Raw genomic sequence first — 26517 nt, forward strand, 5'->3', positions numbered from 1 at the left:
CCGTTATCTAGAAAGGCATTTTAAAGCCAGGAGGAATTGGCATCCCAGCAGTAACACCACTCATTTTTTCAGAGCTGGTTTTTTCAACATTACGAACTGCATCGTTAACTGCTGCTGCTAACAAATCTTCCAGCATATCCTTATCTTCTTCCATCAGACTTGGATCGATTTCAACACGCTTAACATCGTGGCGGCCGGTCATGGTGATTTTTACCAAACCTGCACCAGACTCACCCTGAACTTCTAAGTTAGCCAGCTCTTCTTGCGCTTTTTGCATATCAGCCTGCATTTTTTGCGCTTGCTTCATCAGGTTACCCATACCACCTTTCATACTCTCTTCCTCAATTTGAATTCGCTTGCCACGCGCAAGTCGATAAAAATTTCAACCGGGCTACTCTAGCGATGCTGAACAGCCGATTCAATAAGATTTATTTTGCCAAACTTTACCATCAGATCAAGTCACCAATAAATTAGTTAACAAACCAATCAATGGTGCTGTGGAGAAGCAGGCGTTGGTGTAAATGGTTCAATACTGGCGGGTATTAAAAACGCACCAAAAGTTTCAATTAATTTTTGCACTGCAGGGTCTTCTCGCAGGCTTTGTTCTGCCGCGGCTTGTCTCTCTTGTTTAAGTCGAACTAGCCGAGCTTGCGGTGTTTCACCCATTGCTGCCAATGACTGGTTAGACACTTCAATATCTAAACGAATCGACTGGGCAACCGCGGTTGATAAAGCATGCTCTAGCGCTTGAACTCTTTGTTGAGTTAATAAAGAACCACAATCCGGCTCTAGCAATAGTTTCCAAACACCGGGTTGGCGATCCACCAACAACGAGTTAGTACCAATCGTACCAGTAATACCCTTTGCACCAGCGTGCTGCAAAATTTGCCACCACTCGCTATCCACTGAAATTGGCGGCAATGGTTGCTGCGCTATTTGTTGGGGCGGAGCGGCTTGCTGATTTGCCGGTTGCATCGCTTTCATTGCGACGGGAACCGCAGTTTCCACGGCTGGCATTGAGTCTGGTGCTGACTGTGACTGTGGTGCAGCGTCGCTTTGCCTGACTGGTTCAGCGACTGCATTCTCTGCAACAAATTCACCGGCTGGTTCGTGAATCATCTGACTTGCAGGTGATGCTACCGGCGGCTGAGTAAATGATTGCGGCTTTTGTGGCGGTACAGCTTGAACATTTTGCACCGGCGTTGGCGCTGCATACTGCTGAGTACTTGGCGCAGAAACTGTTGGAGCTGAATTAGCAGCCGGATCAAGTGCAGGGTTCGATGCTGGTAACAGCGGCGATGCAAAAGGTGAAGCGATAATCGCCAAAGCAGGATCATTAGTTTGCGCTTGCAATTGCGGCGCAGGGTCTAGCTCAGCTTGACTAGCTTGCGCTTGCGGTATTAGAGAAGTTGCAGGTTGTGCACTCGCATTTGCAGTAGTGACAACTGGCCCAGTCTGTACTGGCTGATTTACAACTTCCCTAGCTGGCTTTCCCGCAGGCATCACCCCTGGAGCATTGCCACCCAAGCTCGCTTTCAATTGGGCAAGATGATTAGAAGCACCGCGACCTTTTTCTGTTCCTGCTATTTGTGCCGGCTGAGCAACCGCTGCAGGTTGAACAGGTGCTACTTGATGCGTTGCAGCCTGAAAACCGCCAGTAGCCGGAGGTGAAGCCGGTGCATGGGTAGCTGTTTGAATGGTTTGCGGTGCTTGCCCTGCCGGTGGCATTGTTGCCGCTGACTGGTCATCTGGGCGGAATGCCAGCATCCGCAGCAGCAACATTTCAAAACCGCTACGTGGATCTGGATTCAGAGGTAAATCTCTTCGACCGGTTAAGGCAATCTGGTAAAACAGCTGCGCTTCTTCAGCCAGCATTTGTGATGCCAACTGCTTAATGCGTAACTCGTCATCCATTAAGCCTTCGGCCATCGCAGGCACTGCTTGCAATACCGCAATTCGATGCAGTAATTGCAACATTTCTTCCAGTACATTGGAGAAATCTGCCGCATGGGAGGCTAATTCTTGCGCAGCATCCAGCAATGCTTGTGCATCGCCAGCGCTTAAATGCTCTAGCAAACTGATTACTCGATCTCGAGCAACCGAGCCCAGCATGGTGCGCACTTCGTCTTCACGCAACACACCTTCGCCAAAAGCAATCGCTTGATCAGTAAGACTCAGCGCATCACGCATTGAACCATCCGCTGCGCGCGCAAGTGACCATAACGCAGCATCATCGAACTTAACCTGTTCTTCACCCATCACATGCTTTAAATGCCCAGCAATGAGATCTGGCGTCATGTTCTTCAGATTAAATTGCAGACAACGCGACAGAACCGTTACCGGTAACTTTTGTGGATCGGTGGTGGCCAGCAGGAATTTCACATGTGGCGGCGGTTCTTCCAGTGTTTTTAACAGGGCGTTAAAACTAGAAGTCGACAGCATATGAACTTCGTCAATTAAGTAGACTTTGTAGCGACCACGAGTCGGCGCGTATTGGACGTTGTCCAAAATTTCCCGGGTATCTTCAACGCGAGTACGCGACGCCGCATCGACTTCAATCAAGTCAACAAAACGACCTTCGTCCACTTCAACACAGCTACGGCATTCGCCGCACGGCATCGAAGTAACGCCTTTTTCACAATTGAGACTTTTAGCGAAAATTCGTGCAATGGTAGTTTTACCGACCCCTCGGGTACCGGTAAACAAATAGGCGTGGTGTAACCGCTGTTGTTCCAACGCGTTAACCAATGCACGCAGCACATGCTCTTGGCCAACCATTTCATTGAAATTTCTTGGGCGCCATTTTCTGGCGAGAACCTGATAGCTCATAGATGCACTTTTCCATGGTGTCTGGATCTAATGCTAAACCAGCACGGCAATTAACTTAAGTAGAAACAGCTTGAAAGGATAAAGAAAAGACCGACAAAGGAAGATACTAAGCAAGAAGTTTTTCTGGGGCCGAAAAGGCGGCGGCTCGCCAGCCACACCCCGGCACACGAATCAGATACTACCGTTGCTCCCTTCCGGGCCTGGCGGAGTTCGTATCCTATCGTTGCGGGGGGACCAGCGAGCCACCATAATACGTGGGTCGCAAACTAAAATGCCGCATTGGGCGACAAATATCAAATCTGGCGGAGAGGGAGGGATTCGAACCCTCGGTACGCTATTAACGTACACACACTTTCCAGGCGTGCTCCTTCAGCCACTCGGACACCTCTCCAACGGCAAACAGAGCGTTAAAACGTGCTGCTTGCGAGGTGCGGTAGAATATAGAAACACCTACTGACAGGCAACCCCTGCCATCACTATTTTCGATGTTTTTATTCCTGCCGCCCAGCAAAAAAAATGACAACTGGTCGAAATTACTCAGGTCATAAGCACAATTATGCATCTAATCAATAAAAACTGCCTTCAGATTTAACAGATGTGACAGCTAATGAGTCATAACTCAACAATCTAGATTAAACTTGCTTTCAGATTATTTCCAGGAAGTAGGGCAGCAATGGATATACAAGCACTCCTCAAGCAAATGGTTGACGAAAAAGCATCTGACCTTTATTTGACTGCAGGCACCGCCGCACAAATTAGAGTCGATGGTGTACCAAGACCTATTGGCGAACCTCTTGAAGCTGACGAATTACAACGCGCCGCCCATAGTTTGATGAACGAACGACAAATTCGTGATTTTGAATTTCACCTGGAATGTAATTTTGCTACCGATCTAACAGGTATTGGCCGTTTTCGCTGCAACCTGCTTCGCCAGCGCGGTATGGTCAGCATGGTCATTCGCCGTATTCAGGCCAGCATCCCCGATCTTGAAGAAATTAATCTTCCACTAATGCTGGGCGAATTAGCTCAAGCTCGTAGCGGCTTGGTTTTGGTAGTTGGCCCTGCCGGTGTCGGTAAGTCCACCACACTAGCTGCAATGTTGAATCACAGAAACAAGCATTGTCATGGCCACATATTAACCATCGAAGATCCGGTGGAATACTTATATAAGCATGAAAAATCAGTAGTTAACCAACGCGAAGTGGGCTTAGATACTAAAAGTTTTTCCAGCGCATTAAAAAATGCAATGCGAGAAGCACCTGACGCGATTTTAATTGGTGAGATTCTCGATGCAGACACCATGAGCTATGCACTGAACTTTGCCAAAAGCGGTCATTTATGCCTCGCCAGCTTACATGCCAACACTTCTCGAGAAGCATTTGAGCGCATTACTAACTTCTTTGAACCTGAAATGCGCAGCCAGATTCTCTATGAAATGTCGATGATTATGAAAGGCGTAATTGCACAGAGGTTAGTTGCATCGACCGATAATAAACGAGTGCCAGCATTAGAAATTGTATTGCCTCAGCCGGAAATTTGCGAACTATTACAAAACGCTAAACTGGGCGAGCTAAATCGTAAAATCGAAGACAGTAATCACAAAGATATGATGTCATTTGACCAGGCGCTTTATAAGCTTTACATCGATGGCAAAATTTCCAGAGAAGAAGCTTTACGCCAAGCTACATCTGCTACTGACCTAGATTTAAAAATTCGCCTAAACAACTCCAACTCTTCAGCGCCGCCAATAAGCCAAACTCCATCCTATGGCTGTAGCGATAAAAAAGATCCAAGAAAAGAAATCGAGCCAGAGAAACAATCTTTAGGCGGCGGTATTCGACTGGATTTAGAGTTCTAATATTTAAGCGCTAAAAATTAACATTGACAGACCATGGAATGGCTTTAATTTTACAAGGATAGAAATATGGCTTTTTTTTGCAGCAAATGTTCAGGGCATCTAGAAGGTGTCAGTCAATCCAATATGCAAGGAAGTCTGGTGATTAATCTTCCTGATGATCAGAGTTACCCGGATAGTCAGAATAGTATGGATGATGATGATGGGTTAACTGACTGGTCAGATAAGGAATTTAGCAGAAAGGTCATCATCTCTGAAAACAGCCCACCTGTAGTAATTCTCAGCTGCGGCCATATTTTTCATGCGATGTGCTATATAAATTCATTCGTTATGGAAAATAAATATGACTTTAGAGATGGGGCTGGCAATCCTCTAATACGTACACCTGAAAGTGTAGCGAAAGATATATCCGAGAATATGGATAAAATATCAAAACTAAAGACACCTTGCTCAGTCTGCGAGCAACGACCTTTATTTATTGTGCAACCTAGCACCGAAAATGGTTCGATTTTCATCAATCCTAAAAAAGTAAAAGTACTCTTCAAATCATTAAACTATGTAAAAGAAAGTCGTTTGCATAACATATTTAGAAGCAGGGCAAAAGAACAAGCAGAATACGTAAGAATGTCGCCTATCGCTGCCGGAATATATTCTCGTTTGAGATATGCTGTTAGATACACCAAAAGCCATCCTCTTGAAATGATTACCTTAGCCTTCGCAACTATTTCTATATTGTTGTTTTTATTAACTTTATATTATTATTTTTTGAGCGAAAGTCTTTATCATAAGAATCAAAAAATGTACGGCATTTGTAAACCATTAATGAGCGATTTAGATAACTGCCAGATGCAACTGTCAGATTGCAGTTCAAATTATGACGCATTAGCTAGCCGGCGTATAAATAGGTACAAAACCAATATCTTGTAAACGGTGTCATACCTGGACATATACATCCCCCTCGAAGGATGTAGCGATCTAATAATTTACGCATAAACTCCAATAGGCCACAAGATGTGACTTATTTTTTTCTCGAAAGCAATAGATAACCGAAACTGGTTATCTATTGCTTTTTTAAGTTGTCTTCTATAAAAATTAATTTAGAAAAAATCATTTCAAAAAATATTTACCAAGGCAAAAACACTCGACAGCGAGCACCGCCCAAACTGGATTGATTATCGACAGTCAACTCACCTTGTGCATGTTCGCTTGAATGTAATTTCATTACCTGAGCAGCAAAGGCCAAACCCAGCCCACTACCTGAAGCTGATAAATTGCCTGCCGATTGAGCAAGCTCTCTATCCAACTGATCAGCATCGAAACCCGGCCCATCATCTTCTACCAGAATTTCGACTCCGCCTTGTACGCTATGAACCCGTACAAACAAACGGCGAAAAGCGTAGCGCATTGCATTATTTAACAAATTAAATACCACGCTAGATAATAACGCATGGTCAAAGCTGGCTTCTAGCATATCGTCACATTCAATATCTAATGTAACGCCTCGACGCAGTAAATCATTACGAACTGGCAATACCGCTTCTTCGATCATGTCTAAAACAGGTTGTTCGATACGCTGCGGTAAATAATCACCTTGCTCTAATCGATACAGGCCAATCAACCGGGTAAGCGTTTGATTAATTTTTAGCGACTGAAGCCGTAAATCTTCTAATGAAGTTTTTTGATCATCTCGGCAGTTTTGTAGCAATTCGTCAGTTTCAGCTACCAGTAGCGCCAAACCATTTTTAGCATCGTGCACTGCACCGGTCATTAATCCCAACCAGTCCAGGCCCTTTCCATTACCTTGCATAATGAGTGCCTCCGCTCTTATTTGGCTATATATTAGTTTCGCATTTTTGGTAAAAACAAGCGCTCGTTATCATTCTACTTCGCTCAAGCTACCTGCGTTTTTTTCAACAGTGCATCAGCTTGATCATCAAAGCCCAACCCTCTAAATGCTTCAACCATCGATGCTTTTAAATCAGGATTTAATTCAGCTTCATAATGAATCAAATGCTGTTCTGCGCGACGGACAAAATCTGAACAGTCAGTATTTCCTAACTCTTGCTCAACCAAACCTTCAACTAACCAAGCTTGCGCTTGAATATCATGAAAACCACTATAAATTTTTCTTAGGTCACGGAACAATTTTGGCACATCAGCCAAACCACGAACCATATTCAAGCCACCTTCCACCTGAGAGCGGCTCACTAACACCCAAGCTCGGCGGTAATAATCATCAGGGGAACGATGTACTGAGTGAACCCCCAATTGAACGGCACGCTTCCAAGCTCGATCTGCTACCTGCCAATCTTCATTTCGCTCAGCCGCTTCCGCTAGCATTCTCTGGCGCAAAATTGCTTTGGGAGAGATCTGGATGCCACTTTGAAAAACTTTTTGGGCATCTTCATAATTTTCACATGCCATATGAATTTTGCCTAACCAGTCATAGCTTTCAACCATTCGCGGATATTGAGCAATCGTTTTGCGCAGGATTTTTTCAGCTTCTTCGTATTGCTGTAATTGAAACAAACTACGCGCTAAACCAAGGGTTGCCCAAGGCAAAGGCTTTTCTTGCAAAACCATCTGATATAAATCGGCAGCTTTTTGATATTCACCTAACAAATAAAGCACCTGGCCTTTGGTTTTATGCACCATTGGTGCTAAAGCTGGTTTGCTGGCGATTAATTCATCACATAAAGCAATCGCTTTAGAATAGTTTTGCTGGTCAAGTGCTTGGTCAATCGCACACAAAACCTGCTTACGCTTTAATGACCGGGTCACCCGCAAATGAAGCGCGTCTTTACTAAAGGGCTTGGTTAAATATCCGTCAGGTTGGTACTCCAAGGCACCCATCACCATTTCACTAGTATTTTCAGCAGTTACCATTAGGTATATCGAGTTGTGCGGCAGTAATTGCTTGTGCCGCACCTCCTCTAGAATTTGCTGGCCATCTTTATTGTCACCAAGATTGTAGTCAGATAGAACTAAATCATAACGTTTCTTCTGCAGCAGGGAGATGGCTTTTTCACCATCAGAAGCCTGATCGATAGAAGCGACGCCTAACTGTTCCAACATCCGGCGAATCGCCTGACGAAAATCGGCAAAATCGTCTACTACTAATACTTGCAGATCAGACAACTGCATATCAAAACGCACCCCGAGCTTTATAATATCGACAAAATATCACGACATTGGCAGCAAAATGCATTGTCTACGGGCAAGCGTTTGATCATTGTGCAGCCTACAGCCGATCAAAGGTCAGAAAAACGCTATTTTGTCAGGTTAACGGTGGTGCAATTGGCTTACCGGACAGTCATGAACCAAAGCTCGAATCATATTGACCTTATTGAAGTGCCCCCGAGAAAGCAGGCTAAGAAATTCTTCTTTGCCCAATAACTGTCGACTGATTTCCCGAGAAGCCAAACCGGTTTGGTATAGCCTTTGAGCCTCACCTTGCAGTTCAAGCAAATATTCCAATTTACTTTTTATCGCAGCTGGTCCATTTTCAACCATTCCTTTATGTGAGCAAAATAGCGTTTGGAAATCCTGCTTTAATAAATTGCGCAGACTTTCTATTTCCTGACCTGGATTTTCATCTTCGGTCAAAAAACGCGGCCGGGACGCTACATAAACATCACCACTAAACAGCCAGCCTCGCTGGGGCTCAATAAAGCAAGTCATGTCCGGACTATGCCCCGGAGAATGGAGTGGCTGAAGGCTGAAATCACCGGACTGACTGGTCATATTCTGCGGTTGAAAATCTTCTGCTTTAAATCGCTCTGGCTTACCCCAGACCATCCGCCGATACCATTGAACGGCAAAACCTTGCTCCAAATCTTTATGCGCCGCTGGATGCGCATGCACCGGACAATTAAAGTGCTTGCCAATCTTCGCGCCATTGCCACAATGATCTTCGTGATGATGGGTAATTAACAGCCGGGAAATAGCGCGTTCTTTAAGAAAACGCTGCACGTATTTCCACTGATTAGGCGGCCCGGCATCTACTACCAGGTCTCCCAAACGGTAAACAATACAGCTGGTATTTATTTTTTTTTGAAATCGCCCAACACGTAACGATTCCAGCCCATTAAAATGACTACGAGAAATAACTGCCACAAGCAAACTCCAGCCACTTAACCATTCAACTTTTCAAAGCTAACGGTGCGCAACTTTTTTTGTTTTTATAACGCCAGCAATATCAGTACGGATATTCCTGCTCATTTAACTGATCTTTATATTTAGCTGATTTTTCAATGTAGCTTTCTGATGATTTTTGTAGCTGAGCTTTTTCCTGATCACTTAAAGGTCGTACTACTTTTGCTGGCGCACCGAGCACCAACGAACCATCAGGTATTTGCTGGCCTTCGGTAACCAACGCATGGGCACCAACTAAACAATGAGCACCAATTTTTGCACCATTGAGCACTGTGGCATGAATGCCTATCAAGCTATGCTCGCCGATATCACAACCATGTAACATTGCTTGATGACCCACCGTTACGCCCTTGGCTAAAGTCAGTGCAAAACCCGGGTCGGTATGCAGCACACAGCCATCTTGAACATTACTGCCTTGGCCTATGACAATGGGTGCATTATCAGCACGTAACACTGCATTAAACCAAATACTAGTTTGCGGCTTTAATTGCACATCGCCAATCAATTTTGCGCCCGGAGCCACCCAACTTTGTGGGTCTAGCTGGGGCTGCTTTCCATCAATTTGATAAATCATCAATACTCCCTTAATCCTTCCCTAGCGCGTTGAATATACAGATCAACCGACTGCAAACATCCTGCTAGTTGTTCTGAGGTCAGCGCAGGCGAACTGGTAGCAACAATCATTTGCTCTGTTGCGGTATCTACTTGTGAAATCTGATGATATTTAACGCTTAACAAGCTATACCAACTGTGCTCATCTGCAGAGAAGACCATTAGTTCATTCACCGCCGGGGCAGCTCTTCCCTGGGCTTTTAATGCCTGGGCTAAATGCTCTGCAGATAACTGCTGCGCCGAAGCACCGGCAGCATAGAGTTCATTTAACTCCTGCAGGAAATGCTGCAAACCCCCATATAAATGAAACACTACTGCTTCTTCTAAAGCTTGGCGCTGCAAATTAGCTTGGGCAGGTTCTATCATTTGCATCAGCATGCGAGCCATATGCAGCTGTTGTCGAGATCGAAGCGAGACGGCTTGAGACATAAATTCTTCATACCCAAAATGAAATCGATTGACCAGAAATATCCAGCCTCTATTATTCTCTGCGCTTAAGACCATTTGCCATAGTGAGACAGAGACGATGACAAGAATGCCGACATGGGGCCAATTACTCAAGTCTGAGGAAATTGCTCCGACTATGGCCAAAATCAAAAGCTTCCTTGATCAAGAGCGGGCCGCTGGAAAAGTTATTTTTCCACCACAGGCCGCTACTTTTTTTGCATTGCAAGCTGCGCCTTTTGACCAAATTAAGGTGGTTATTCTTGGCCAAGATCCTTACCACGGCCCAAATCAGGCACATGGCCTATGTTTTTCAGTGGCACCGGGGGTAAAAACCCCACCGTCTTTGAAGAACATCTATAAAGAGCAAGCAGCGGATCTTGGCATTACTCAGCCGGCACATGGCCACCTCAGCCGTTGGGCAGAACAAGGAATTTTAATGCTCAATACGGTTTTGAGTGTTGAAGCGGGCAACGCCCACTCCCATGCCAAAATTGGCTGGGAAGTAGTCACTGATTTTCTAATTAAAACGCTGGGAGAACATCATCACGGTTTGGTGTTTATGCTGTGGGGAAGCCATGCCCAGAAAAAGGCACAGCTATTAGATGAGCAAAAGCACCATCTGTTAATGTCTGCCCACCCATCGCCACTGTCAGCTTATCGTGGATTTTTAGGTAATCGACATTTTAGTCAGTGCAATGCCTTACTAGTCGAGCAAGGCAAAGCACCTATTGATTGGCAACTTCCGCAAACCGGCTAGCAACCTTTCTCATTATTATTTTTCGGCGTCTGATGAATGTTGATCAGATGCCTTTTGTTGCTTTTCTTCTTGCTCTGATTTTTCTGGATAGGTCCACTGCTTATCAAGTTCGTTACAGGCTTTTTTGATCATTTTGTCTGTAATTGGAACTTCATTACCATCTTCATCAACTATTGCCGCACCGAATACCTCGGTTTCAACTGCATCTAACTCTTCCGGTGTAGCTGACGCTGTTTTCCCTTTCTTCATTTTGACTCCCCGTTTGGGACATAATTTACAGATTATGTAATTCAAAAACTTCTAATGGCAGCAATGACTTCCGCCAGACTGGCAAATTGACCTTGGACACGTTTTCTACAAGGTAAAATCTCGTTGAACTGATAAGGTTAAGCTACAACATTCAAGTTGATAATAGCGCTCTTCTGATATCCATCGACAGTATTACCTAGCAGGTAATCTGCACCGTGATGCCGAGCACCAAAACTAACCATTTTAAACTTTTTTGAGGTTGCAGTTATGCCTTATACCCTCTTTGTGGCACCTGTTGGCGCAGGTACTGGGCTCACTTCAGTAAGCTTGGGGCTACTCAGAGCCTTTGACCGACTGGGTTTGCGCGTTGCCTTTTTAAAACCAGTCGGTCAGCCGGGTGTTCCGATTGAAGAAGCTGATCGTTCTTGTCATTTTGTCCGCAGCATGATGTCTCTGCAACCACCAGAGCCAATTTCCGCTGAACGGATGGAAACCCTGATGGGCCAAGGCAAACGTAACCAATTAATGGAACACATTGTTGAGTTACATGCCAAAGTAAGCAAAAACGCAGACGTCGTAATTGTCGAAGGTCTAGTGCCTGTTCCTGGCTACAGCTTCAGCTTACGCCTGAATGCTGAAATCGCCAGCTGCCTAAATGCTGAAATGCTGCTATCGACTTCTTTTGCAGATAAGGGTGTTGATAGCTATTTCCGTCAATTGGAAATTGCAGCTCGCGTTTATCGCAGCGTTGAGAACGATACCATCGCTGGCTGGACAGTTAATAAACTACCTAAAGGCTTTAAAGCCGATCACAATCTTGCCGATATCAATGAAGTGAATCAGTTCTTCCAAAACAAGGCTGATGAAACTTCCGATCAAGGCATGAAGTGCCTTGGCGTGATTCCTTTTACCCGCAGCTTGGTTGCACCTCGCCCTGCGGATGTTGCCCGATTAATTAATGCCGAAATCATTAATGCTGGTGATATCAACAATCGACGCATCAAACGCACGGTTATTTTCGCCCGCCAAGTAGCCAACCAAGGTCAGGAAATGATCGCAGGTACGTTACTGGTTACACCGGGTGATCGTGAAGATGTCATTATGGCTGCTTGTTTGGCTGCCTTTAATGGCATTCCTCTGGCAGGCATTCTGTTGACCGACGGCCAGCGTCCATCCGGTACGGTTCTGGACTTATGCCAGAAAGCCATGGCGACCGGCTTACCGGTAATGGCAGTTGATCTGGAATTGCACGATACAGTCAATCGTCTGGAAGAACTGGAAAATGAAGTTCCTAAAGATGACCGCGAGCGCATGGACCAGGTAATGGAACACATGGCTAGCCACTTCGATAGTGAATGGCTGAGACAGCGCTGCCAAATGAGCCATAACGCTCGTCTGTCACCGCCGGCTTTCCGCTACCAGCTTATCGAAAAAGCGCGTGCGGCCAACAAGCGCATTGTACTACCTGAAGGCGAAGATCCTCGTACATTGCAAGCAGCTTGTATTGCTCAAAAGCGCGGCATTGCTCGTTGTGTACTGTTAGGTGATCCAGAAAAAATTCATCAAATCGCTAAAGGTCATTACATCAAGCTCGACCCGGAAATTGAGATCATCAATCCTCTGGACGTGCTTGAAGAATACGTCGAGCCGCTATTTGAGCTGCGTAAGCACAAAGGCATGACACCTGATCGTGCGCGTGAATATCTGCATGATGAAGTAGTTCTTGGCACTATGATGCTGGCTAAAAATGGTGTTGATGGCTTGGTAAGTGGCGCAATCCACACCACCGCCGACACAATTCGCCCAGCATTGCAGCTGATTAAAACTGCCCCAGAGTGCAAGGCTGTTTCTTCAGTATTCTTTATGCTGCTACCTGAACAGGTATTGGTATATGGCGACTGTGCAGTCAACCCAGATCCAGATGCAGAAACCCTGGCAGATATCGCAATTCAGAGTGCCAATTCAGCGGAAATTTTTGGCATTGAGCCACGGGTCGCCATGATCAGTTACTCTACTGGCTCATCTGGTGGTGGCTCTGATGTTGAAAAAGTTCGCGAAGCTACCAGGATTGCCCGTGAGCGTCGCCCTGATTTGTTAATTGACGGGCCATTGCAATATGACGCCGCTGCAATTGCCAGCGTCGCCAAGGGCAAAGCACCAAACAGCCCCGTTGCTGGTCGCGCAACCGTATTCGTATTCCCAGATTTGAATACGGGTAACACCACTTACAAAGCAGTTCAGCGAAGCGCACACGTAGTGAGCGTTGGTCCAATGCTGCAGGGCTTGAACAAGCCAGTGAACGACTTATCCCGCGGCGCAATGGTTGAAGATATTGTTTTCACCATCGCATTAACCGCAATTCAAGCAATTGATAAGTAAATAATTGCTTGGAATGTTCACTTCAGCTTTTTGCTGATTGTGAAGCAAAATAAAGCGGCGACCTGTTAATTCTGGTCGCCGTTTTATTTTTCAATCTATAAAATATCTTGTAGCGCTTTATCTAATTCTTCATAAACAAAGTGATAACCAGCTGACTGCGCCTTTTGCGGCAAAACTCTTTGACCGCTAATTAATAGTGTCGCCATTTCACCAAAAGCGCCTTTTAAGAACCAGCTAGGTAAATGGGCAATTGCCGGGCGATTTAATTTTTTTGCCAAAACACGGGTAAATTGACTGTTCATTACAGATGTTGGTGCCGTTGCATTTATTGGCCCGCTAATTGTTGGATGATCAATTAAAAAAAGGATCAACCCCAGCATATCTTCCATATGGATCCACGACATCCACTGAGCACCATCACCCATCCGACCGCCAGCACCCATTTTAAAGGGCAGTAACATCCGCTTAAGAAAACCACCATCCTTACCAATCACCAATCCGGTTCTTAATAAGCACAAGCGAACCCCTAAATCTTCTAACGGCTTTGCGGTATCTTCCCATTGCTGACAGAGCCTGTGGGTAAACTCATTTCGCGGTTTGGACTGTTCATCCAATTGCTGACTACCTTGATCACCATACCAACCAATTGCCGAGCCACTAATAAACACCGTTGGTTTATAACTCGCCTGTTTTACCCAATCGACTAATTTTTGAGTGGTCTGTATTCGGCTATCGATTAGCTGCTGCTTACGAGATGAGCTCCAGCGTTTATCGGCAATCCCTTCACCCGCTAGATTAACTACTGCCTGAAAATTTATATTGTCAGGAATCGGCGCATCAATATTGATACCGATAACGGATGAACCGCAGAGCTGCGTCACTTTTTCTGGCTGGCGAGACAACACCCAAAGCTGATGACCTTGAGTAGTCAACCGATGGCATAACGCCTTACCAATAAAACCGGTACCACCCGAAATCAAAATATTCATGCAATCACTCCTGCTTACCATTCTTGTTACACAGCTCGTTTATTGTCTATTTTGCGGGAAGATCAAAGAGCACCAACCAAACTCGCTCAACCACAACCACAACCACTGATTTTTACACCTAAACCACTTCAAGGTGCAGGATTCAACTGGAAGCCGCTTGAGTATATGAGCCAAGGTTGGTTTACTATTTACCAGCACTTCCGATTGCTTTGGATATATATTATTGGCACATTTACTGGTTTACCGTGCAAAATTTCAGAAAATTGTCAGCGACTGATTCATCAGACAATGCAGCCCAGCAATAGTATTGCAAAGTTTTTCAAAGTCAGGTGTTTGACTAATTTTATAACCCTAGCAACAGAATCTTTGCCAAAGCGGTTTTCGCTTAGGCAATAGGTGTTATTATCCATATTAACAACAATAAGAAATTTCCTGACAGAGGCTGAAGCGATTCATCCTTAGGAGGTAAAACATGAATACCTATAGCAAGATTCTGGTAGTGATTGACCCTGAATTAGAACAGCACCCTTCGCTAAACAAAGCGGTTCATCTGGCAAAGCAATACCAAGCCAAACTCGAACTATTCATTAGTGATTACGACCCCTTGCTAGCCACCAGCTATCTGTTTGATGCCCCTTCACTAGAACGCGCAACTCAAACCTTGCATAACCGTCACTGTAAATTGTTAGAACGCATGGCTGACTCGATTCGTCAGCAAGGTATAGAAACCACCTGCGATGTACGTTGGCAACAACGTCCCGCAGATTGCATTCTTGATAAAGCCGAAGAATCAGGTGCAGATCTAATTGTTCGCTGCAGTCACCCTAATGATGGCCAAGATCTTCCTTTCAGTCATACCGATTGGGATCTGATTCGTGAAGCCAGCGTTCCGCTGTTATTAGTGAAACATCAGCCATGGCAAGCATCACCCAAGATATTGGTTGCGATAGATCCAATGCATACCCGGGCAGAAAGCATCAAGCTTGAACAGAAACTGTTGGGCGAAGGTACTGCATTAGCTGAGAAGTTATCCGGTGAAGTTCATGCGTTGCATGCTTTTGATCCAAGTAAACTGGAAATGCATATTGAAGCTGGCGTCATCCGCTTCCCTGATACGCCAGGCCATATTCGCGAATTGCACAAAGCCGCTTTTGCAGAGACCATCAAGCAATCGTCAATTGACCCAGCCAACCAACATTTATTGGAAGCCGTGCCAGAAAAAGGCATTGTCGATTTTGCTAAGAAAAATAGCTATGACATCACAGTTATGGGCGCGATCTCTCGTTCTGCGATTGAGCGAGTATTAATTGGCCATACTGCAGAAAAAATCTTGGAAAAAATCAGCAGTGATTTATTAATTATTAAGCCATAAATCAATTAAATACTGCAGGCAAAAAAATGAGGTCGGACGGGCCAACCTCGAATGGGGGGGAGAATAAAACATTAAGTTCTGCGAACAGAAACATGTAAATAAATATAGCAGGGCTTTGTTCTCTCACCTCATTCTGAGTAGACCGTTTGTCTGTATTTAATGATAGGATTCATAAACCCCAGTTATCTCTGGGGTTTCGTCAAAACTAACGAATAAATCAATAAAATAAATAGTACTATTGGTTTGCTAGTAACGACAATTAAAATGAAAACTGCTTTAATAAGCGATCATTTAACTGGTTAACCTAGAAATAACATTCGGCAAAAAAGCGCTTTCTGGCACGGCAAGTATCTGCTGTAGAATTACCGCAACGCTTTTCTAATAGCGACATAAAACTACCTTGTAACTTCATCGCATGCGGAAATATAAGATAAACTGCATGAATGAAAACCGACGCACATCCTTGCAGCACTTTACTGACCATTCGAAACGGATTCATATAGTCACAGTTTATCGTCAGTAAACCGCCTTCAGAACGACACAAGCAAAAACTCCCAATTAACTTGCCGTCAGCTTTCAGCTCCAGCAAATTTCCTTGTGCCTCAACTGAAAGCGTCTCATTCAGTTCAGGGTTAAATCTCTGATAAGTTTGCTTAGCACCCACATCAGACTGACCTAGCCAGAGCAGTGGGATTTGATAAAACTCACTTCGTTTGATCCCAAAGCTCAATCCAGATGAATCTATTTCCTGAGCAAACAGTTTACCAGTCAAAGATTTCATCGGTAACAAAATTGACTGGTATCGAGTGAAGTGAACAAAGAAATGGTCCAGCGCCAACAACAACAAACGACTATCTGGCTCATCACCAGGAAAGGTAATCCGCCCAGAAGTTGCTGACCAAATAGAAAGTTGAATAGTTTGCCATGATTGACCGCGCCATCTAACGCAAATTTCTGATTGGTCTGAAGCTGTTGCTTTTAATTCTGCAACCGCTTCAAGGCCTGGCCATTTTACTGAGACAATTTCGACTGCTTCGATCATTCGGCGAACCTGTTATAAAGTTTGACCTAGATCATTCTAATCGCGACACCTTAAAACTCTAGCTTATATTGATAAGCGTCAAATTTTAGCTGGCTAACTGTCAAATTTTGCAATAACTGGGAACTAAAGCCGATATTTGTCACACTTTAATTTCGACCAACAACAAAAATGACAAACTTTAGAAATATGTCACTTAATTTGGTATGACAAATTTAGTGACCTAGCCCAAACATGATGGTTTGCGCCTAATGTTTTCTATTTTCCGATGATTTAGATCAAGTTGTAAAATGGTAAAACCATTACATTAGATCTGGCGATAAATTTGATTTGTCGCTGAACAGCCGTTAAGTCGGCTGATCGTGTGCTGATGATTACAACCCTTTGCCGCCATGCTCACGCAAGGCGGCTTTTTTTTGTCTTATTACGACAGCGGTTATTTTTTGACTGTTGTAACGGCAAAATCATACCTGTTTACGGAAAATGTTTTAAAAAAATCATTCCACTTACTCTCTGTCTTGTTTCTCACAAAACAATCGACATGATTTCTTTCTTTAGCAATCGTTGTATCGGCTAGCGTTACACTGGTCTGTACATTGCACTCTTGGAAAATACCAAATTGCATTCCTGCTTTACTACAACAGAATCGAAAACATTTTTAATTAACGCTGATTAACCTGTTGTTAACAAACCCGCTTCAATACAACGTTTCGAATTTTTACTTGTTGACAAGACTCATTTACTCGATACACTCCAATCAGTTTTAGAGATATACCCTTTTTTGATATACTTTCACCGCCTTCTGTAAACATCCACGATTCGTCGTTTGATCCCCACATAAGCGTTATCACAACAGGTTCGATCATCTATCGACAGTCACTTCACTGTCATATCTTTATGCTTAACTTGGTTTCAGCTTGAGATTCGTTTTGCTTTTTCGATCCAATCATTTGGATCGCTGACAAAACAATCAACAGGCTGCTTGTATAAGCATAAAAAGTTGATTAATCTCGAATTGAACTAAAATTCATCTTTCGCAACTACCTTTAGCGCTTTAGCAGCTATCTTTAGTAACAACGCCAAGGATATCTTATTGTTATAAAAAACTACCCGATCGGTAGCTTTAATAAAAAAAGGAGTGTGACCATATGTCATACCTAATAAACGGACACGAAATTACAGTCAACTTTCCAGTAGATTCAATTTCAGTCAACAAATCGTCAATTGCCTTCACCGATAGCCAAGGCAAGAACAGACAGACCTTCTCCAAGCGCACTGAAGCGTTGAAATTTGTAGAATGGTTACTGTCTTCAGATAAGTAGAACTGAAAAAAACAGCACGTTGATCTATTTCATTTGGTTTAGGCTTTACCTCTTGCTCAGGTATCTAGCCTAACCAAATGGCAGCACCCTACCCACCTTAAAACCCCCTACACCACCACACACTTACCTTGATCAATCTAGGTATGTTTATCTGCTTGCTCTTTTTTGTGCTCTGAAAATAAAAAAAAACGCCACAAAATAAATTGCAGCGCTTTTATTTACAGAGCTTGTACTTCAAAGGAGAGCTTACTCGTAAAGCTCCACTGCAATCGCAGTCGCTTCACCACCACCAATACATAAAGTAGCGACACCTTTGTGCTTACCCAGCTTTTTCAAAGCGTGAATCAAGCTAACAACAATACGACTTCCAGAAGAACCAACCGGGTGACCCTGCGCACAAGCACCACCATGAATGTTCACCTTGCTTTCATCCAAACCCAGTTTGTGGGTGGCGTACATAGTGACAATGGCAAACGCTTCGTTAATTTCCCACAGATCTACTTCTTCAGTAGACCAGCCAGTTTTTTCCAATAGCTTTTTCACTGCACCAACCGGTGCGGTAGTAAAGTATTCTGGATCTTGTGAATGACTGGCATAACCGGTAATACGAGCCAAAGGCTGTAAATCACGATCAAAAGCTTCCGATTCACGCATCAAGACAACAGCAGATGCACCATCAGAAATAGAACTAGAGTTTGCCGCAGTTACCGTACCATCGCGGCGGAATGCTGGACGCAATGTCCGCACCTTGTCTAAATCTGCCGTTTCTGGCTGCTCATCATTAATTACGATGTGCTCGCCTTTACGGGTTTTAACAATCACCGGCACTGTTTCACTGCGCAAAACGCCAGATTCAATGGCTGCTTTAGCCTTTTTCAGCGAGTTGATTGCAAAATCATCCATCTGCTCGCGGGTGATATTTTTTTCATCAGCCAACTGCTGGGCGAAAACGCCCATTAACTTGCCGGTTTGCGGATCTTCAAGACCGTCATAAAACATATGATCTTTGAATTCACCATGGCCCATACGGAAACCATTTCGTGAAGCAGGAATCAAATGCGGCGCATTACTCATACTTTCCATACCGCCAGCAACCACAATTTTATTGCTTTCGGCCAGAATAGAATCACAACCCTGCATAATCGCTTTCATGCCAGAGCCGCATAACTTATTAATTGTGATAGCACCGGTAGCGTTTGGCAGATGTGCTAACTGCATTGCCTGGCGTGCCGGCCCCTGCTTGGTGCCCGCAGGCAAAACACAGCCCATGATCACTTCGTCGACTTCTTCAGGTTTGATGCAAGCGCGTTCAACTGCTTCGTGAATTGCGTGGCCACCAAGCTCAGGTGCGGTCTGTGAAGACAAAGCACCTTGGAAAGCGCCCATTGGCGTTCTAACACCACTAACAATGACAATCGGATCTTTCATTATGGTTATTCCCGCTTTAGTTATTCTTTGCGGTCATTGTCCACTAAAAAACCGGTTGATGACAAGTCATCAGTTGCGATAACTCAAGACCTTACTGTAGAAATTGAATCGCTTATCGCACAGGCAGTTTTCTGCAGATATGATTAATCAATAGCTTTAGCCGAAGGAACAGCAAACCATGCGCTTCATTGAAGACGGGCCATCAATACCCGACGAACTACTCATCGCCAGAGATGAAGGTAATGTTGTGTTTTTTTGTGGTGCGGGTGTTTCTCAGAATGACGCCGAACTACCAGACTTCTTTTCGCTGGTAGGAAATGTCTGCCGCTCCTTAGGCATAACAGAGCATGATGCGATTCAAAAACAGATAGAAATCGGCTCTAAAGATTCAGACAAAATCACAATCAAATGCTCAGGTGATAGAGCCTTTGGGTTGCTAGAAAAAGATTTCTTTCTGGACGACATTGAACATGAAGTTGCGAAAGCTCTGAAACCGAAAAAATTAGAAACACATCCAGAAGAATGCTACAGATCCCACAAAATACTCTTAGATTTAGCCACAACACCGAACAATGACCTCCAACTGGTAACCACTAACTTCGACCGGTTGTTTGAGGATGCTCTAGGTAAAAAAGACTCTGGAAAATACTGCCACCTCCCGCCGCGCTTACCCTCGATCAGACATGGTCAAGCCCTTAATGGAATTACCTATCTGCATGGGCGGGTGAATAAAGAATACGATTCATCTGATAAAGAGGGCCAAGGATTTATTCTGACCAGCGCCCAGTATGGACGAGCCTATCTTGCTCACGGTTGGGCGACCGATTTTTTTAAAGACATACTCGTTAATTTTACTGTGGTATTTGTGGGTTATTCTGCTGATGATCCACCCATTCAATATTTACTTGAAGCGCTTAATCAGACAAATAGACGTAACAAAATCTATGCCTTCGCTCAAGGCAGCGAAGCCTCTGTGATTAGTGACTGGGCTTCAAAAGGTGCGAAAGGAATTATTTTTCAGGAATACGACCAACTTTGGGATAGCCTTTCAGAGTGGGCTGCAAGGGCAAGAAATCCACAGAAATGGATCCAGAAAATAGCTGTTCTCGCCAAGAAAGGCCCTCAAAATTTACAGCCTTATGAGCGAGGTCAGGTGGCTCACCTTGTATCATCAACGGATGGTGCCAAGGCTTTTGCTCAAACATCACCAACAGCAGAGTGGCTGTATGTTTTTGATAAAAACATACGATTAAAAATCCTAGATCTTTCACCATCTTCTGAGCTTGAGGCAACAGCATTTCAAAACTGGTACAAGCTCGACTCTGATAACATAGAAGCCAAAATCAGCAGCTACGATTTTACTCCACCAAAAGTAAATTTAAACTGGGATGCATTTGAAATCTTTGCAACTGACTCTTTCTTTAATGAAGAAAAGTATGAAAATATTTTCTACGGGGAAAATAGTAAGCAAACGAAAAAGCTACCTGAGCGCTTAGATTACCTCTGCCGATGGCTCGCCTCAGTATCAAATCAGTACGAGGCCCTCACTTGGGTGGCTCGAAAAAAAGAATTACATCCAAACATAATTACTTCATTAAGATTTAAGCTGCTCCAACCAGACAGCTTCAATGAGCCTTACAAGCAAGCATGGACACTATTACTGAGCCATGTTGATTTGATCGCGGATGAAGCACCCTTGCTTCGACAATCAGCGTTGGCGCAAGAGGCAAGCGCCATCGGCTGGAATCTGCTGACATTAACCAAGCTTGCTTCAGAAATATCCCCTATTCTCGTATGCAAGCCTTACAGTGATGAAAGTTTATTTTCTCCAAAGCGCGAAGATGATTTAATAAAGCACCTAGGCATTACCATTAGCTTCCCCCCAACTTACCTGCCTACCCCAGAGAACCACAATCTTCTGAATTTTCTCGATATTTTCATAAGAAAACTACTGTCTGTTAAAAAATTATATGAGGTAATCAACCAGCAGCTACCTCGCGTACCAAGATTAGACTTCTCACCACTCAGTCACGCCAAGTTAAATTACAACAGACAGAGCCTTACAAACCATTTGAAATGCTGCGCTCAACTGTTCTCTCTAGCCTATTCATACAAACCGAAAGAAACATTAGTGCATTTAATTTCATGGCCAACTGATGACCCCATATTTTTTCAATTGAAAGTTTGGTGCTTCCTATACCTCCCCAAAAAATATCCAAAACAAGCGCTGGATTTCATACTTTCTGCACACCAGCACTTTTTGGAAGAGCCGTCTTATTATTCTGATCTAACAAAAGTAGCTTCACATTATTGGAAAGATTTTAGCCCCGCAGAGCTCTACATAATTGAGAATGTACTGTCTAAAGAAGTAAGCAAACGAGACCTGGAGGAGGAGCCAGGGGCAAGAGTCCTTGCATCAAGGGTTTATCATTTCGTTCAACTAATTGATGGAGAGCAGCATCGCCTATCCGACGTATTTCACGACAAAATGGAACACATCGGCCAGAAAATTCAAGCTAAAGAGCGTCCAGCGCTAAACCCGATAGAAACTAGAGTTGGCTTTATCAGGCAAGAAGAAAGTTGCGATGCTTTGCAGGATCTTGCTCTTGAAAAGGTTATTAAAAAAGCTAAAAAAATTTCAAAGATCGATTTTTATCAATTTGAAGAAACCGATCCTTGGTCTGGTTACTGCAAATCAGAAACGGACAACGCAATAAATGCGCTCATATTAGAGTTGGAAAATACCGAAAATGGCCAACCATTTGATGAATGGCCATGGAAGAAATTCTTCTCAAGTACAGCACGGGAAAACTTTCCCCAAACGAATTACGCTAGAAGCCTAAAATTAATTAAAAAGCTTCAACCAAACCATAAAATTTTGTTCGTTGAAGAAATTACAGACTGGCTTGAAGCTCAAGTACTGAACAGCAACCTAACTGAAACAAATATTGTCGAGGTCATTTCAGACATTCTCACTGACCTCTATGAATTTGCCACCCTTTACCCACACGATATAACAAGCCAAACAGCTGTTGACTGGTTCCATGATAGTTGCAACTTTTTCACAGGGAAGCTCGCCAAGCTCTTAGTAAATGCTGCAAACGAGCATGATACTAACTGGCAAAATGTTGCCACTCTTTTGATCAACTACCCGATGCCTTTGGCAAGATACGGAATTGCATATTTTTCAGCAGCACTGAATAGCCTACTTACCACTCAAAAAAGCTGGGTTGAAAAACATCTTTACAAACTCATTGAAAACCCAGAAAAAAAAGAAGCCTTCTGTGTTGGAGCTTTGGTAGCTCACAATCAATCATCAATCGCCAAAGCTCCTGATATTATGCAAGATGTACTTCTTCAAGCGTTAAATTCAGCAGCATTGCTAGAGGGACAAACTCTAGAAATGACATGCTCTTTATTATTAAACGTTTGGGCGGCAGAAAAAGGCAATAAGGAAACCAAGATAACTGATTCATTCGTTCGGCAATGCTTGGTCATAAATAACAAACAATTCAGACACTTAACCATTCAACAAATCGAAATGTGGTTAAGAAGCGACTCAGAACAGAACACTTTATCTATTCCATGCATTGTGGACTTTTTTAAATCCGTCTGGCCTAAGCATAAACACTGTAGATCTAACAAGATCACATGCAACCTTATCGAGGTTTTACTTTGGTCAGGGGAGTTTTTTCCCGAACTTTATCCAGCGATTTCACCTGTATTAACTAAAATGACAGATGCAACAGATCTACCTGCATATCTTGCAGGCTCTTCAAGAGCGCTTTGCTCTCATGCTATACAGTTTTTTGAATTGTTCGAAAAAATACTTCCAGAAGATGAATCAAAATGGCCTTATGAAATGAGTCATTTTTTTATCGAGCTTGAACGCCATGCTCCCAGCCTCACTGACAAGCCAAGATTTCAAATTCTACGAGCAAAATGTATAAGCTGAAACAAAAAAACGAGCAGTTTCAAACTGCCCGTTTTTTAATAATGAATTTGCTTGCAATCAACCACCGGTACTGTTCATAAACCGAACAATTTCTGGCTGTTCATCCAAATTGAAATGATGCTCTAGTGGTTTAAGGTCGATGGCTTCAAGAATTTTCTGCTTTAGGAAGTCAACATCACCTGGGTGATCACGCACGACTTGGCGTAAATCCATTGAATGCTCATTACCCAGACATAGCAGCAAACGGCCTTCTACAGTTAAGCGCACTCGATTACAGTCGCCACAAAAGTTATGGCTATGTGGTGAGATAAAACCAATTCGTTGGCCGCCATCGACTTTGAAGTATTTTGCCGGGCCGCCGGTGGAATCTTTACAATCTGCCAAGTTTAATTCTTTAGCGACAATTTCACGCACCTCATCGCTGCTAATGAAATTTTCTTTTCGGTCATAACCGACTTCGCCTAACGGCATTTCTTCGATAAAACAAATGTCGATATCTTTAGACAATGCAAAATTAACCAGCGGCATGATTTCATGCTCGTTGACGCCCTTTTGAATGACGGCATTAAGCTTGATTCGCTTAAAACCGGCTTCACGAGCTGCATCTATGCCATCCATTACCTGCTGAAATTTATCGCGCCGCGCCAGCTTTGCAAAACATTCGCGGTCTAATGTATCCAAGCTGATGTTCAGTCGGCTAACGCCTGCATCAACTAAATCTTTCGACAATCGAGTTAACTGCGAGCCATTGGTGGTCATCACCAACTCTTCCAGGCCTTCCAAAGCTGAAAGTTCTTTTAACAACCAGATCAAGTTTTTCCGAACCAGCGGCTCACCGCCCGTAATACGAATTTTACTCACACCCATTTCAACAAAGGCGCTGGCGATGGTATGAATTTCTTCCAGACTGAGCACCTTATCGCGCGGTAAAAATTCAACATCTTCACCCATACAATAGGTACAGCGAAAATCACAGCGATCGGTTACCGAGATACGAATATAGGTAACTTCACGACCAAACTTGTCTTTCAGTACAGGACGCAACACTGGACTTGCAGCTTGGCCTTCTGCTGGCAGGGAATCGGAGCTGGACATCATCAATAACTGTCTCATTCAGACTGGATTTTAAGCTTATGACAGCGCACTAACTGCAACAAGGTGACAGATCAGCCCAAGCGACCTTTAACCACCATTATCTGCACCGCCTCTCTTTGGCGGAACTCATTTACATCCAAACGGTAAACCAGCTCTAGCCGGTTACCCTGCTGTGGGGTCCATTTTGCATCGGGACTAAACCAGATTGCATCGATCGCTTCGCCACCATCGATCGAGATTAACGTCAGCTTCCAGTGTTTTTCACCGACCACTCGCCAACTATCCACCCAAAACAAACCATGAAAACTTGGCTCTGCAAAACCCTGGCCCCACGGCCCACCATTTCTGAGCATTTTGGCGGTATCTAACGTCATCTCAACGCCTGCCAACGGGCCGTCGGTTTCGTAAACACCTAGGCAGTCTTTTTCGGCTAACCGGTTTTCCACTTCTTCAATAAAAGCCAGCTCAAATGCGGGCAAATGCTCTGCCTTGAGCGATAAACCAGCTGCCATCGCATGGCCGCCAAATGATTTTAAAAGATGTGGGTGTTTGGTGGTGACGCTTTCAATCGCATCTCGAATATGAACCTTGGCTACCGAACGCGCCGAGCCGCGAATCATGCCATCACCACCATCGGCAAAAGCAATCACTGGCCGATGGTAAATATCTTTAATTCGCGAAGCTAAAATACCAATTACGCCCTGATGCCAGTCAGACCGATAGAGACAAATCGCCCGTGGGATTTTTTTTTGCTTTAACTGATCCAGCTCTTCAAGCCATAACCTGGCCTGCTGCTGCATTTCTTGCTCAAGGTGTCGGCGTTCATCATTTAGCTGGTCTAATTGCTGCGCCAATTGCCGCGCTTCGGCTACTGAATCTGTCAGCAAACACCGAATCCCCAAGCTCATATCTTCCAGCCTACCGGCCGCATTTAATCTCGGTGCGACAGCAAAGCCTAAATCAGAAGCGACTAATCTTTGTGGATTGCGGTTGGCCAGTTCCAACAAAGCAGTAATACCCGGACGAGAGCGACCGGCACGAATTCGAGCCAAACCTTGCTGCACTAAAATTCGATTGTTATGGGAAAGTGGTACTACATCGGCCACCGTTGCCAGCGCAACTAAATCGAGTAAATGGCCCATATTTGGCTCGGGCAGCTGATCATTAAACCACCCTCGGCGGCGTAACTCAGTGCGCAATGCCAGTAAGATATAAAACATCACCCCGCAGCCGCATAATGCTTTATCTGGAAAACGGCATTCCGGTTGGTTAGGGTTCACTATGGCATCTGCTTCGGGCAGTTGTTCACCGGCCAAATGATGGTCGGTAATTAACAAAGCTACTCCAGCAGCCTTGGCAGCCTTAGCCCCTTCAATACTGGAAATCCCGTTATCGACTGTGATGATTAGATCTGGCGCAAACTTGGCAATGCCCTGCTCAACAATTTCCGGGCACAAGCCATAACCGGTTTCAAAGCGATTAGGTACTAAATAGTCAACATTGACCGCGCCCATCGCTTTCAGTCCAAGCAATGCCACCGCAGTCGAACAAGCGCCATCGGCATCATAATCACCCACAATCAAAATCCGCTGGTGACTACGAATCGCACGGCGCAGCAATGCAATGGCCGGTTCAATTTCTTTAAGACTATGCGGAGGCTCAAGCGCCGACATCTGCATATCCAATTGATCGGGATGCAAAATGCCACGGGAAAGATAAATTCGCTGTAAAAACATCGGCAACTGATCATCAAGATGACCGGCCGGACAGCTACGTTGGGAAATTTCAAAGCTCATAACGGCATTCGAACAGAAAAGCGGAGGATCAGCAACATTGCTGTTTTAACCACATTATCAAAAGCACTATACCCTGCAGAAGAGACTCCTTTTATTTTTCTAAATTCATAAAAATAAAGTAACCATTCAGCACAATTTAATATAAAAATCGCTTGACAGGTTTTTTTGATATTTTCCCGAATTTAAGCACCTCTTTCAGAATACCACTTAAACGCCGCATTAAATTGCTATTAACACA

At 44.1% G+C, this 26517-nt stretch carries 20 protein-coding genes, 1 tRNA gene and 1 other RNA gene; 7 read left to right on the forward strand and 15 right to left on the reverse strand.

Features of this window, described 5'->3' with window-relative positions; genetic code table 11:
• Positions 1-7 precede the first annotated feature (7 nt).
• From DC094_RS19115 to DC094_RS19130, 4 genes are all read right to left on the reverse strand, one after another.
• Positions 8-331: a YbaB/EbfC family nucleoid-associated protein gene (locus tag DC094_RS19115; protein ID WP_116688733.1), complete on the reverse strand. Its 324-nt coding sequence runs from the start codon at positions 329-331 to the stop codon at positions 8-10.
• 155 nt (positions 332-486) lie between these two features.
• Positions 487-2829: a DNA polymerase III subunit gamma/tau gene (gene dnaX / locus DC094_RS19120; RefSeq protein ID WP_116688734.1), complete on the reverse strand. Its 2343-nt coding sequence runs from the start codon at positions 2827-2829 to the stop codon at positions 487-489.
• A 143-nt stretch (positions 2830-2972) separates the two neighbouring features.
• An RNA gene (gene ffs, locus DC094_RS19125) (signal recognition particle sRNA small type) lies at positions 2973-3069 on the reverse strand.
• A 60-nt stretch (positions 3070-3129) separates the two neighbouring features.
• A tRNA-Ser gene (locus tag DC094_RS19130) sits at positions 3130-3220 on the reverse strand.
• A 282-nt stretch (positions 3221-3502) separates the two neighbouring features.
• On the opposite strand from DC094_RS19130, the gene DC094_RS19135 reads away from it, so the two are divergent.
• Positions 3503-4687 carry a PilT/PilU family type 4a pilus ATPase gene (locus DC094_RS19135; RefSeq protein WP_116688735.1) on the forward strand — a complete coding sequence of 395 codons (1185 nt, stop codon included), beginning with the start codon at positions 3503-3505 and terminating at the stop codon, positions 4685-4687.
• Positions 4688-4753: 66 nt separating this feature from the next.
• Complete coding sequence (locus DC094_RS19140) at positions 4754-5611, forward strand: hypothetical protein (RefSeq protein ID WP_116688736.1); 858 nt, start codon at positions 4754-4756, stop codon at positions 5609-5611.
• Positions 5612-5807: 196 nt separating this feature from the next.
• Here DC094_RS19140 and DC094_RS19145 read toward each other — a convergent pair whose 3' ends face one another.
• The 5 genes from DC094_RS19145 to DC094_RS19165 form a co-directional block, all read right to left on the reverse strand.
• Complete coding sequence (locus DC094_RS19145; protein WP_116688737.1) at positions 5808-6491, reverse strand: sensor histidine kinase; 684 nt, start codon at positions 6489-6491, stop codon at positions 5808-5810.
• Positions 6492-6574: 83 nt separating this feature from the next.
• Complete coding sequence (locus DC094_RS19150; RefSeq protein WP_116688738.1) at positions 6575-7828, reverse strand: response regulator; 1254 nt, start codon at positions 7826-7828, stop codon at positions 6575-6577.
• Between the two features lie 138 nt (positions 7829-7966).
• Positions 7967-8800, reverse strand: coding sequence for an MBL fold metallo-hydrolase (locus DC094_RS19155; RefSeq protein WP_158527399.1), 834 nt, complete (start codon positions 8798-8800; stop codon positions 7967-7969).
• 82 nt (positions 8801-8882) lie between these two features.
• A complete protein-coding gene (locus tag DC094_RS19160; protein WP_116688740.1) occupies positions 8883-9413 on the reverse strand; it encodes a gamma carbonic anhydrase family protein in 531 nt (176 codons plus the stop codon).
• Positions 9413-10042 (reverse strand): DUF6586 family protein, encoded by a 630-nt coding sequence (locus DC094_RS19165; protein ID WP_170114604.1) that lies wholly within the window; start codon positions 10040-10042, stop codon positions 9413-9415. The genes DC094_RS19160 and DC094_RS19165 overlap by 1 nt, the downstream gene beginning before the upstream one ends.
• Between DC094_RS19165 and ung the strand changes: the two genes are divergently transcribed.
• Positions 9987-10655: a uracil-DNA glycosylase gene (gene ung, locus DC094_RS19170; RefSeq protein ID WP_339374133.1), complete on the forward strand. Its 669-nt coding sequence runs from the start codon at positions 9987-9989 to the stop codon at positions 10653-10655. The two genes, DC094_RS19165 and ung, sit on opposite strands and share 56 nt — an antisense overlap.
• A 15-nt stretch (positions 10656-10670) precedes the next feature.
• Here the strand turns inward: ung and DC094_RS19175 are convergent, their stop codons facing one another.
• On the reverse strand, positions 10671-10904 hold the full coding sequence (locus tag DC094_RS19175; protein WP_116688743.1) for a PA1571 family protein: 234 nt from the start codon (positions 10902-10904) through the stop codon (positions 10671-10673).
• Between the two features lie 267 nt (positions 10905-11171).
• On the opposite strand from DC094_RS19175, the gene pta reads away from it, so the two are divergent.
• Positions 11172-13283 (forward strand): phosphate acetyltransferase, encoded by a 2112-nt coding sequence (pta, locus tag DC094_RS19180; RefSeq protein WP_116688744.1) that lies wholly within the window; start codon positions 11172-11174, stop codon positions 13281-13283.
• A 95-nt stretch (positions 13284-13378) separates the two neighbouring features.
• Here the strand turns inward: pta and DC094_RS19185 are convergent, their stop codons facing one another.
• A complete protein-coding gene (locus tag DC094_RS19185) occupies positions 13379-14272 on the reverse strand; it encodes a TIGR01777 family oxidoreductase (RefSeq protein WP_116688745.1) in 894 nt (297 codons plus the stop codon).
• Between the two features lie 472 nt (positions 14273-14744).
• Here DC094_RS19185 and DC094_RS19195 point away from each other — a divergent pair, with 472 nt between their 5' ends.
• Positions 14745-15644: a universal stress protein gene (locus tag DC094_RS19195; protein ID WP_116688747.1), complete on the forward strand. Its 900-nt coding sequence runs from the start codon at positions 14745-14747 to the stop codon at positions 15642-15644.
• 304 nt (positions 15645-15948) lie between these two features.
• On the opposite strand, the gene DC094_RS19200 is transcribed toward DC094_RS19195, so the two are convergent.
• The gene (locus DC094_RS19200) at positions 15949-16686 is read right to left on the reverse strand and encodes a hypothetical protein (RefSeq protein ID WP_116688748.1); all 738 of its coding nucleotides are present in this window, start codon (positions 16684-16686) and stop codon (positions 15949-15951) included.
• Positions 16687-17831: 1145 nt separating this feature from the next.
• Here DC094_RS19200 and DC094_RS19210 point away from each other — a divergent pair.
• Positions 17832-18005 carry a hypothetical protein gene (locus tag DC094_RS19210; RefSeq protein WP_116688750.1) on the forward strand — a complete coding sequence of 58 codons (174 nt, stop codon included), beginning with the start codon at positions 17832-17834 and terminating at the stop codon, positions 18003-18005.
• 246 nt (positions 18006-18251) lie between these two features.
• Here DC094_RS19210 and DC094_RS19215 read toward each other — a convergent pair whose 3' ends face one another.
• Entirely contained in the window at positions 18252-19433 is a 1182-nt protein-coding gene (locus DC094_RS19215) for a thiolase family protein (protein ID WP_116688751.1), read from the reverse strand.
• A 178-nt stretch (positions 19434-19611) separates the two neighbouring features.
• On the opposite strand from DC094_RS19215, the gene DC094_RS19220 reads away from it, so the two are divergent.
• On the forward strand, positions 19612-23388 hold the full coding sequence (locus DC094_RS19220; RefSeq protein WP_116688752.1) for an SIR2 family protein: 3777 nt from the start codon (positions 19612-19614) through the stop codon (positions 23386-23388).
• A 57-nt stretch (positions 23389-23445) separates the two neighbouring features.
• Here DC094_RS19220 and moaA read toward each other — a convergent pair whose 3' ends face one another.
• Both moaA and recJ read right to left on the reverse strand, forming a co-directional pair.
• Positions 23446-24486 carry a GTP 3',8-cyclase MoaA gene (gene moaA, locus DC094_RS19225; protein WP_339374134.1) on the reverse strand — a complete coding sequence of 347 codons (1041 nt, stop codon included), beginning with the start codon at positions 24484-24486 and terminating at the stop codon, positions 23446-23448.
• A 68-nt stretch (positions 24487-24554) separates the two neighbouring features.
• On the reverse strand, positions 24555-26279 hold the full coding sequence (recJ, locus tag DC094_RS19230; protein WP_116688753.1) for a single-stranded-DNA-specific exonuclease RecJ: 1725 nt from the start codon (positions 26277-26279) through the stop codon (positions 24555-24557).
• Positions 26280-26517 lie beyond the last annotated feature (238 nt).

The organism is Pelagibaculum spongiae (assembly GCF_003097315.1).
Lineage (GTDB): Bacteria > Pseudomonadota > Gammaproteobacteria > Enterobacterales > Pelagibaculaceae > Pelagibaculum > Pelagibaculum spongiae.

Bases quoted from the DNA above. Each gene is read 5' to 3' on its own strand.
- DC094_RS19115 (WP_116688733.1), bottom strand. From the start codon at position 331: ATGAAAGGTGGTATGGGTAACCTGATGAAGCAAGCGCAAAAAATGCAG.
- DC094_RS19135 (WP_116688735.1), top strand. From the start codon at position 3,503: ATGGATATACAAGCACTCCTCAAGCAAATGGTTGACGAAAAAGCATCT.
- DC094_RS19140 (WP_116688736.1), top strand. From the start codon at position 4,754: ATGGCTTTTTTTTGCAGCAAATGTTCAGGGCATCTAGAAGGTGTCAGT.
- DC094_RS19160 (WP_116688740.1), bottom strand. From the start codon at position 9,413: ATGATTTATCAAATTGATGGAAAGCAGCCCCAGCTAGACCCACAAAGT.
- DC094_RS19145 (WP_116688737.1), bottom strand. From the start codon at position 6,491: ATGCAAGGTAATGGAAAGGGCCTGGACTGGTTGGGATTAATGACCGGT.
- dnaX (WP_116688734.1), bottom strand. From the start codon at position 2,829: ATGAGCTATCAGGTTCTCGCCAGAAAATGGCGCCCAAGAAATTTCAAT.
- DC094_RS19175 (WP_116688743.1), bottom strand. From the start codon at position 10,904: ATGAAGAAAGGGAAAACAGCGTCAGCTACACCGGAAGAGTTAGATGCA.
- moaA (WP_339374134.1), bottom strand. From the start codon at position 24,486: ATGATGTCCAGCTCCGATTCCCTGCCAGCAGAAGGCCAAGCTGCAAGT.
- DC094_RS19215 (WP_116688751.1), bottom strand. From the start codon at position 19,433: ATGAAAGATCCGATTGTCATTGTTAGTGGTGTTAGAACGCCAATGGGC.
- DC094_RS19210 (WP_116688750.1), top strand. From the start codon at position 17,832: ATGTCATACCTAATAAACGGACACGAAATTACAGTCAACTTTCCAGTA.
- recJ (WP_116688753.1), bottom strand. From the start codon at position 26,279: ATGAGCTTTGAAATTTCCCAACGTAGCTGTCCGGCCGGTCATCTTGAT.
- DC094_RS19200 (WP_116688748.1), bottom strand. From the start codon at position 16,686: ATGATCGAAGCAGTCGAAATTGTCTCAGTAAAATGGCCAGGCCTTGAA.
- DC094_RS19220 (WP_116688752.1), top strand. From the start codon at position 19,612: ATGCGCTTCATTGAAGACGGGCCATCAATACCCGACGAACTACTCATC.
- DC094_RS19195 (WP_116688747.1), top strand. From the start codon at position 14,745: ATGAATACCTATAGCAAGATTCTGGTAGTGATTGACCCTGAATTAGAA.
- DC094_RS19150 (WP_116688738.1), bottom strand. From the start codon at position 7,828: ATGCAGTTGTCTGATCTGCAAGTATTAGTAGTAGACGATTTTGCCGAT.
- ung (WP_339374133.1), top strand. From the start codon at position 9,987: ATGCCGACATGGGGCCAATTACTCAAGTCTGAGGAAATTGCTCCGACT.
- DC094_RS19185 (WP_116688745.1), bottom strand. From the start codon at position 14,272: ATGAATATTTTGATTTCGGGTGGTACCGGTTTTATTGGTAAGGCGTTA.
- pta (WP_116688744.1), top strand. From the start codon at position 11,172: ATGCCTTATACCCTCTTTGTGGCACCTGTTGGCGCAGGTACTGGGCTC.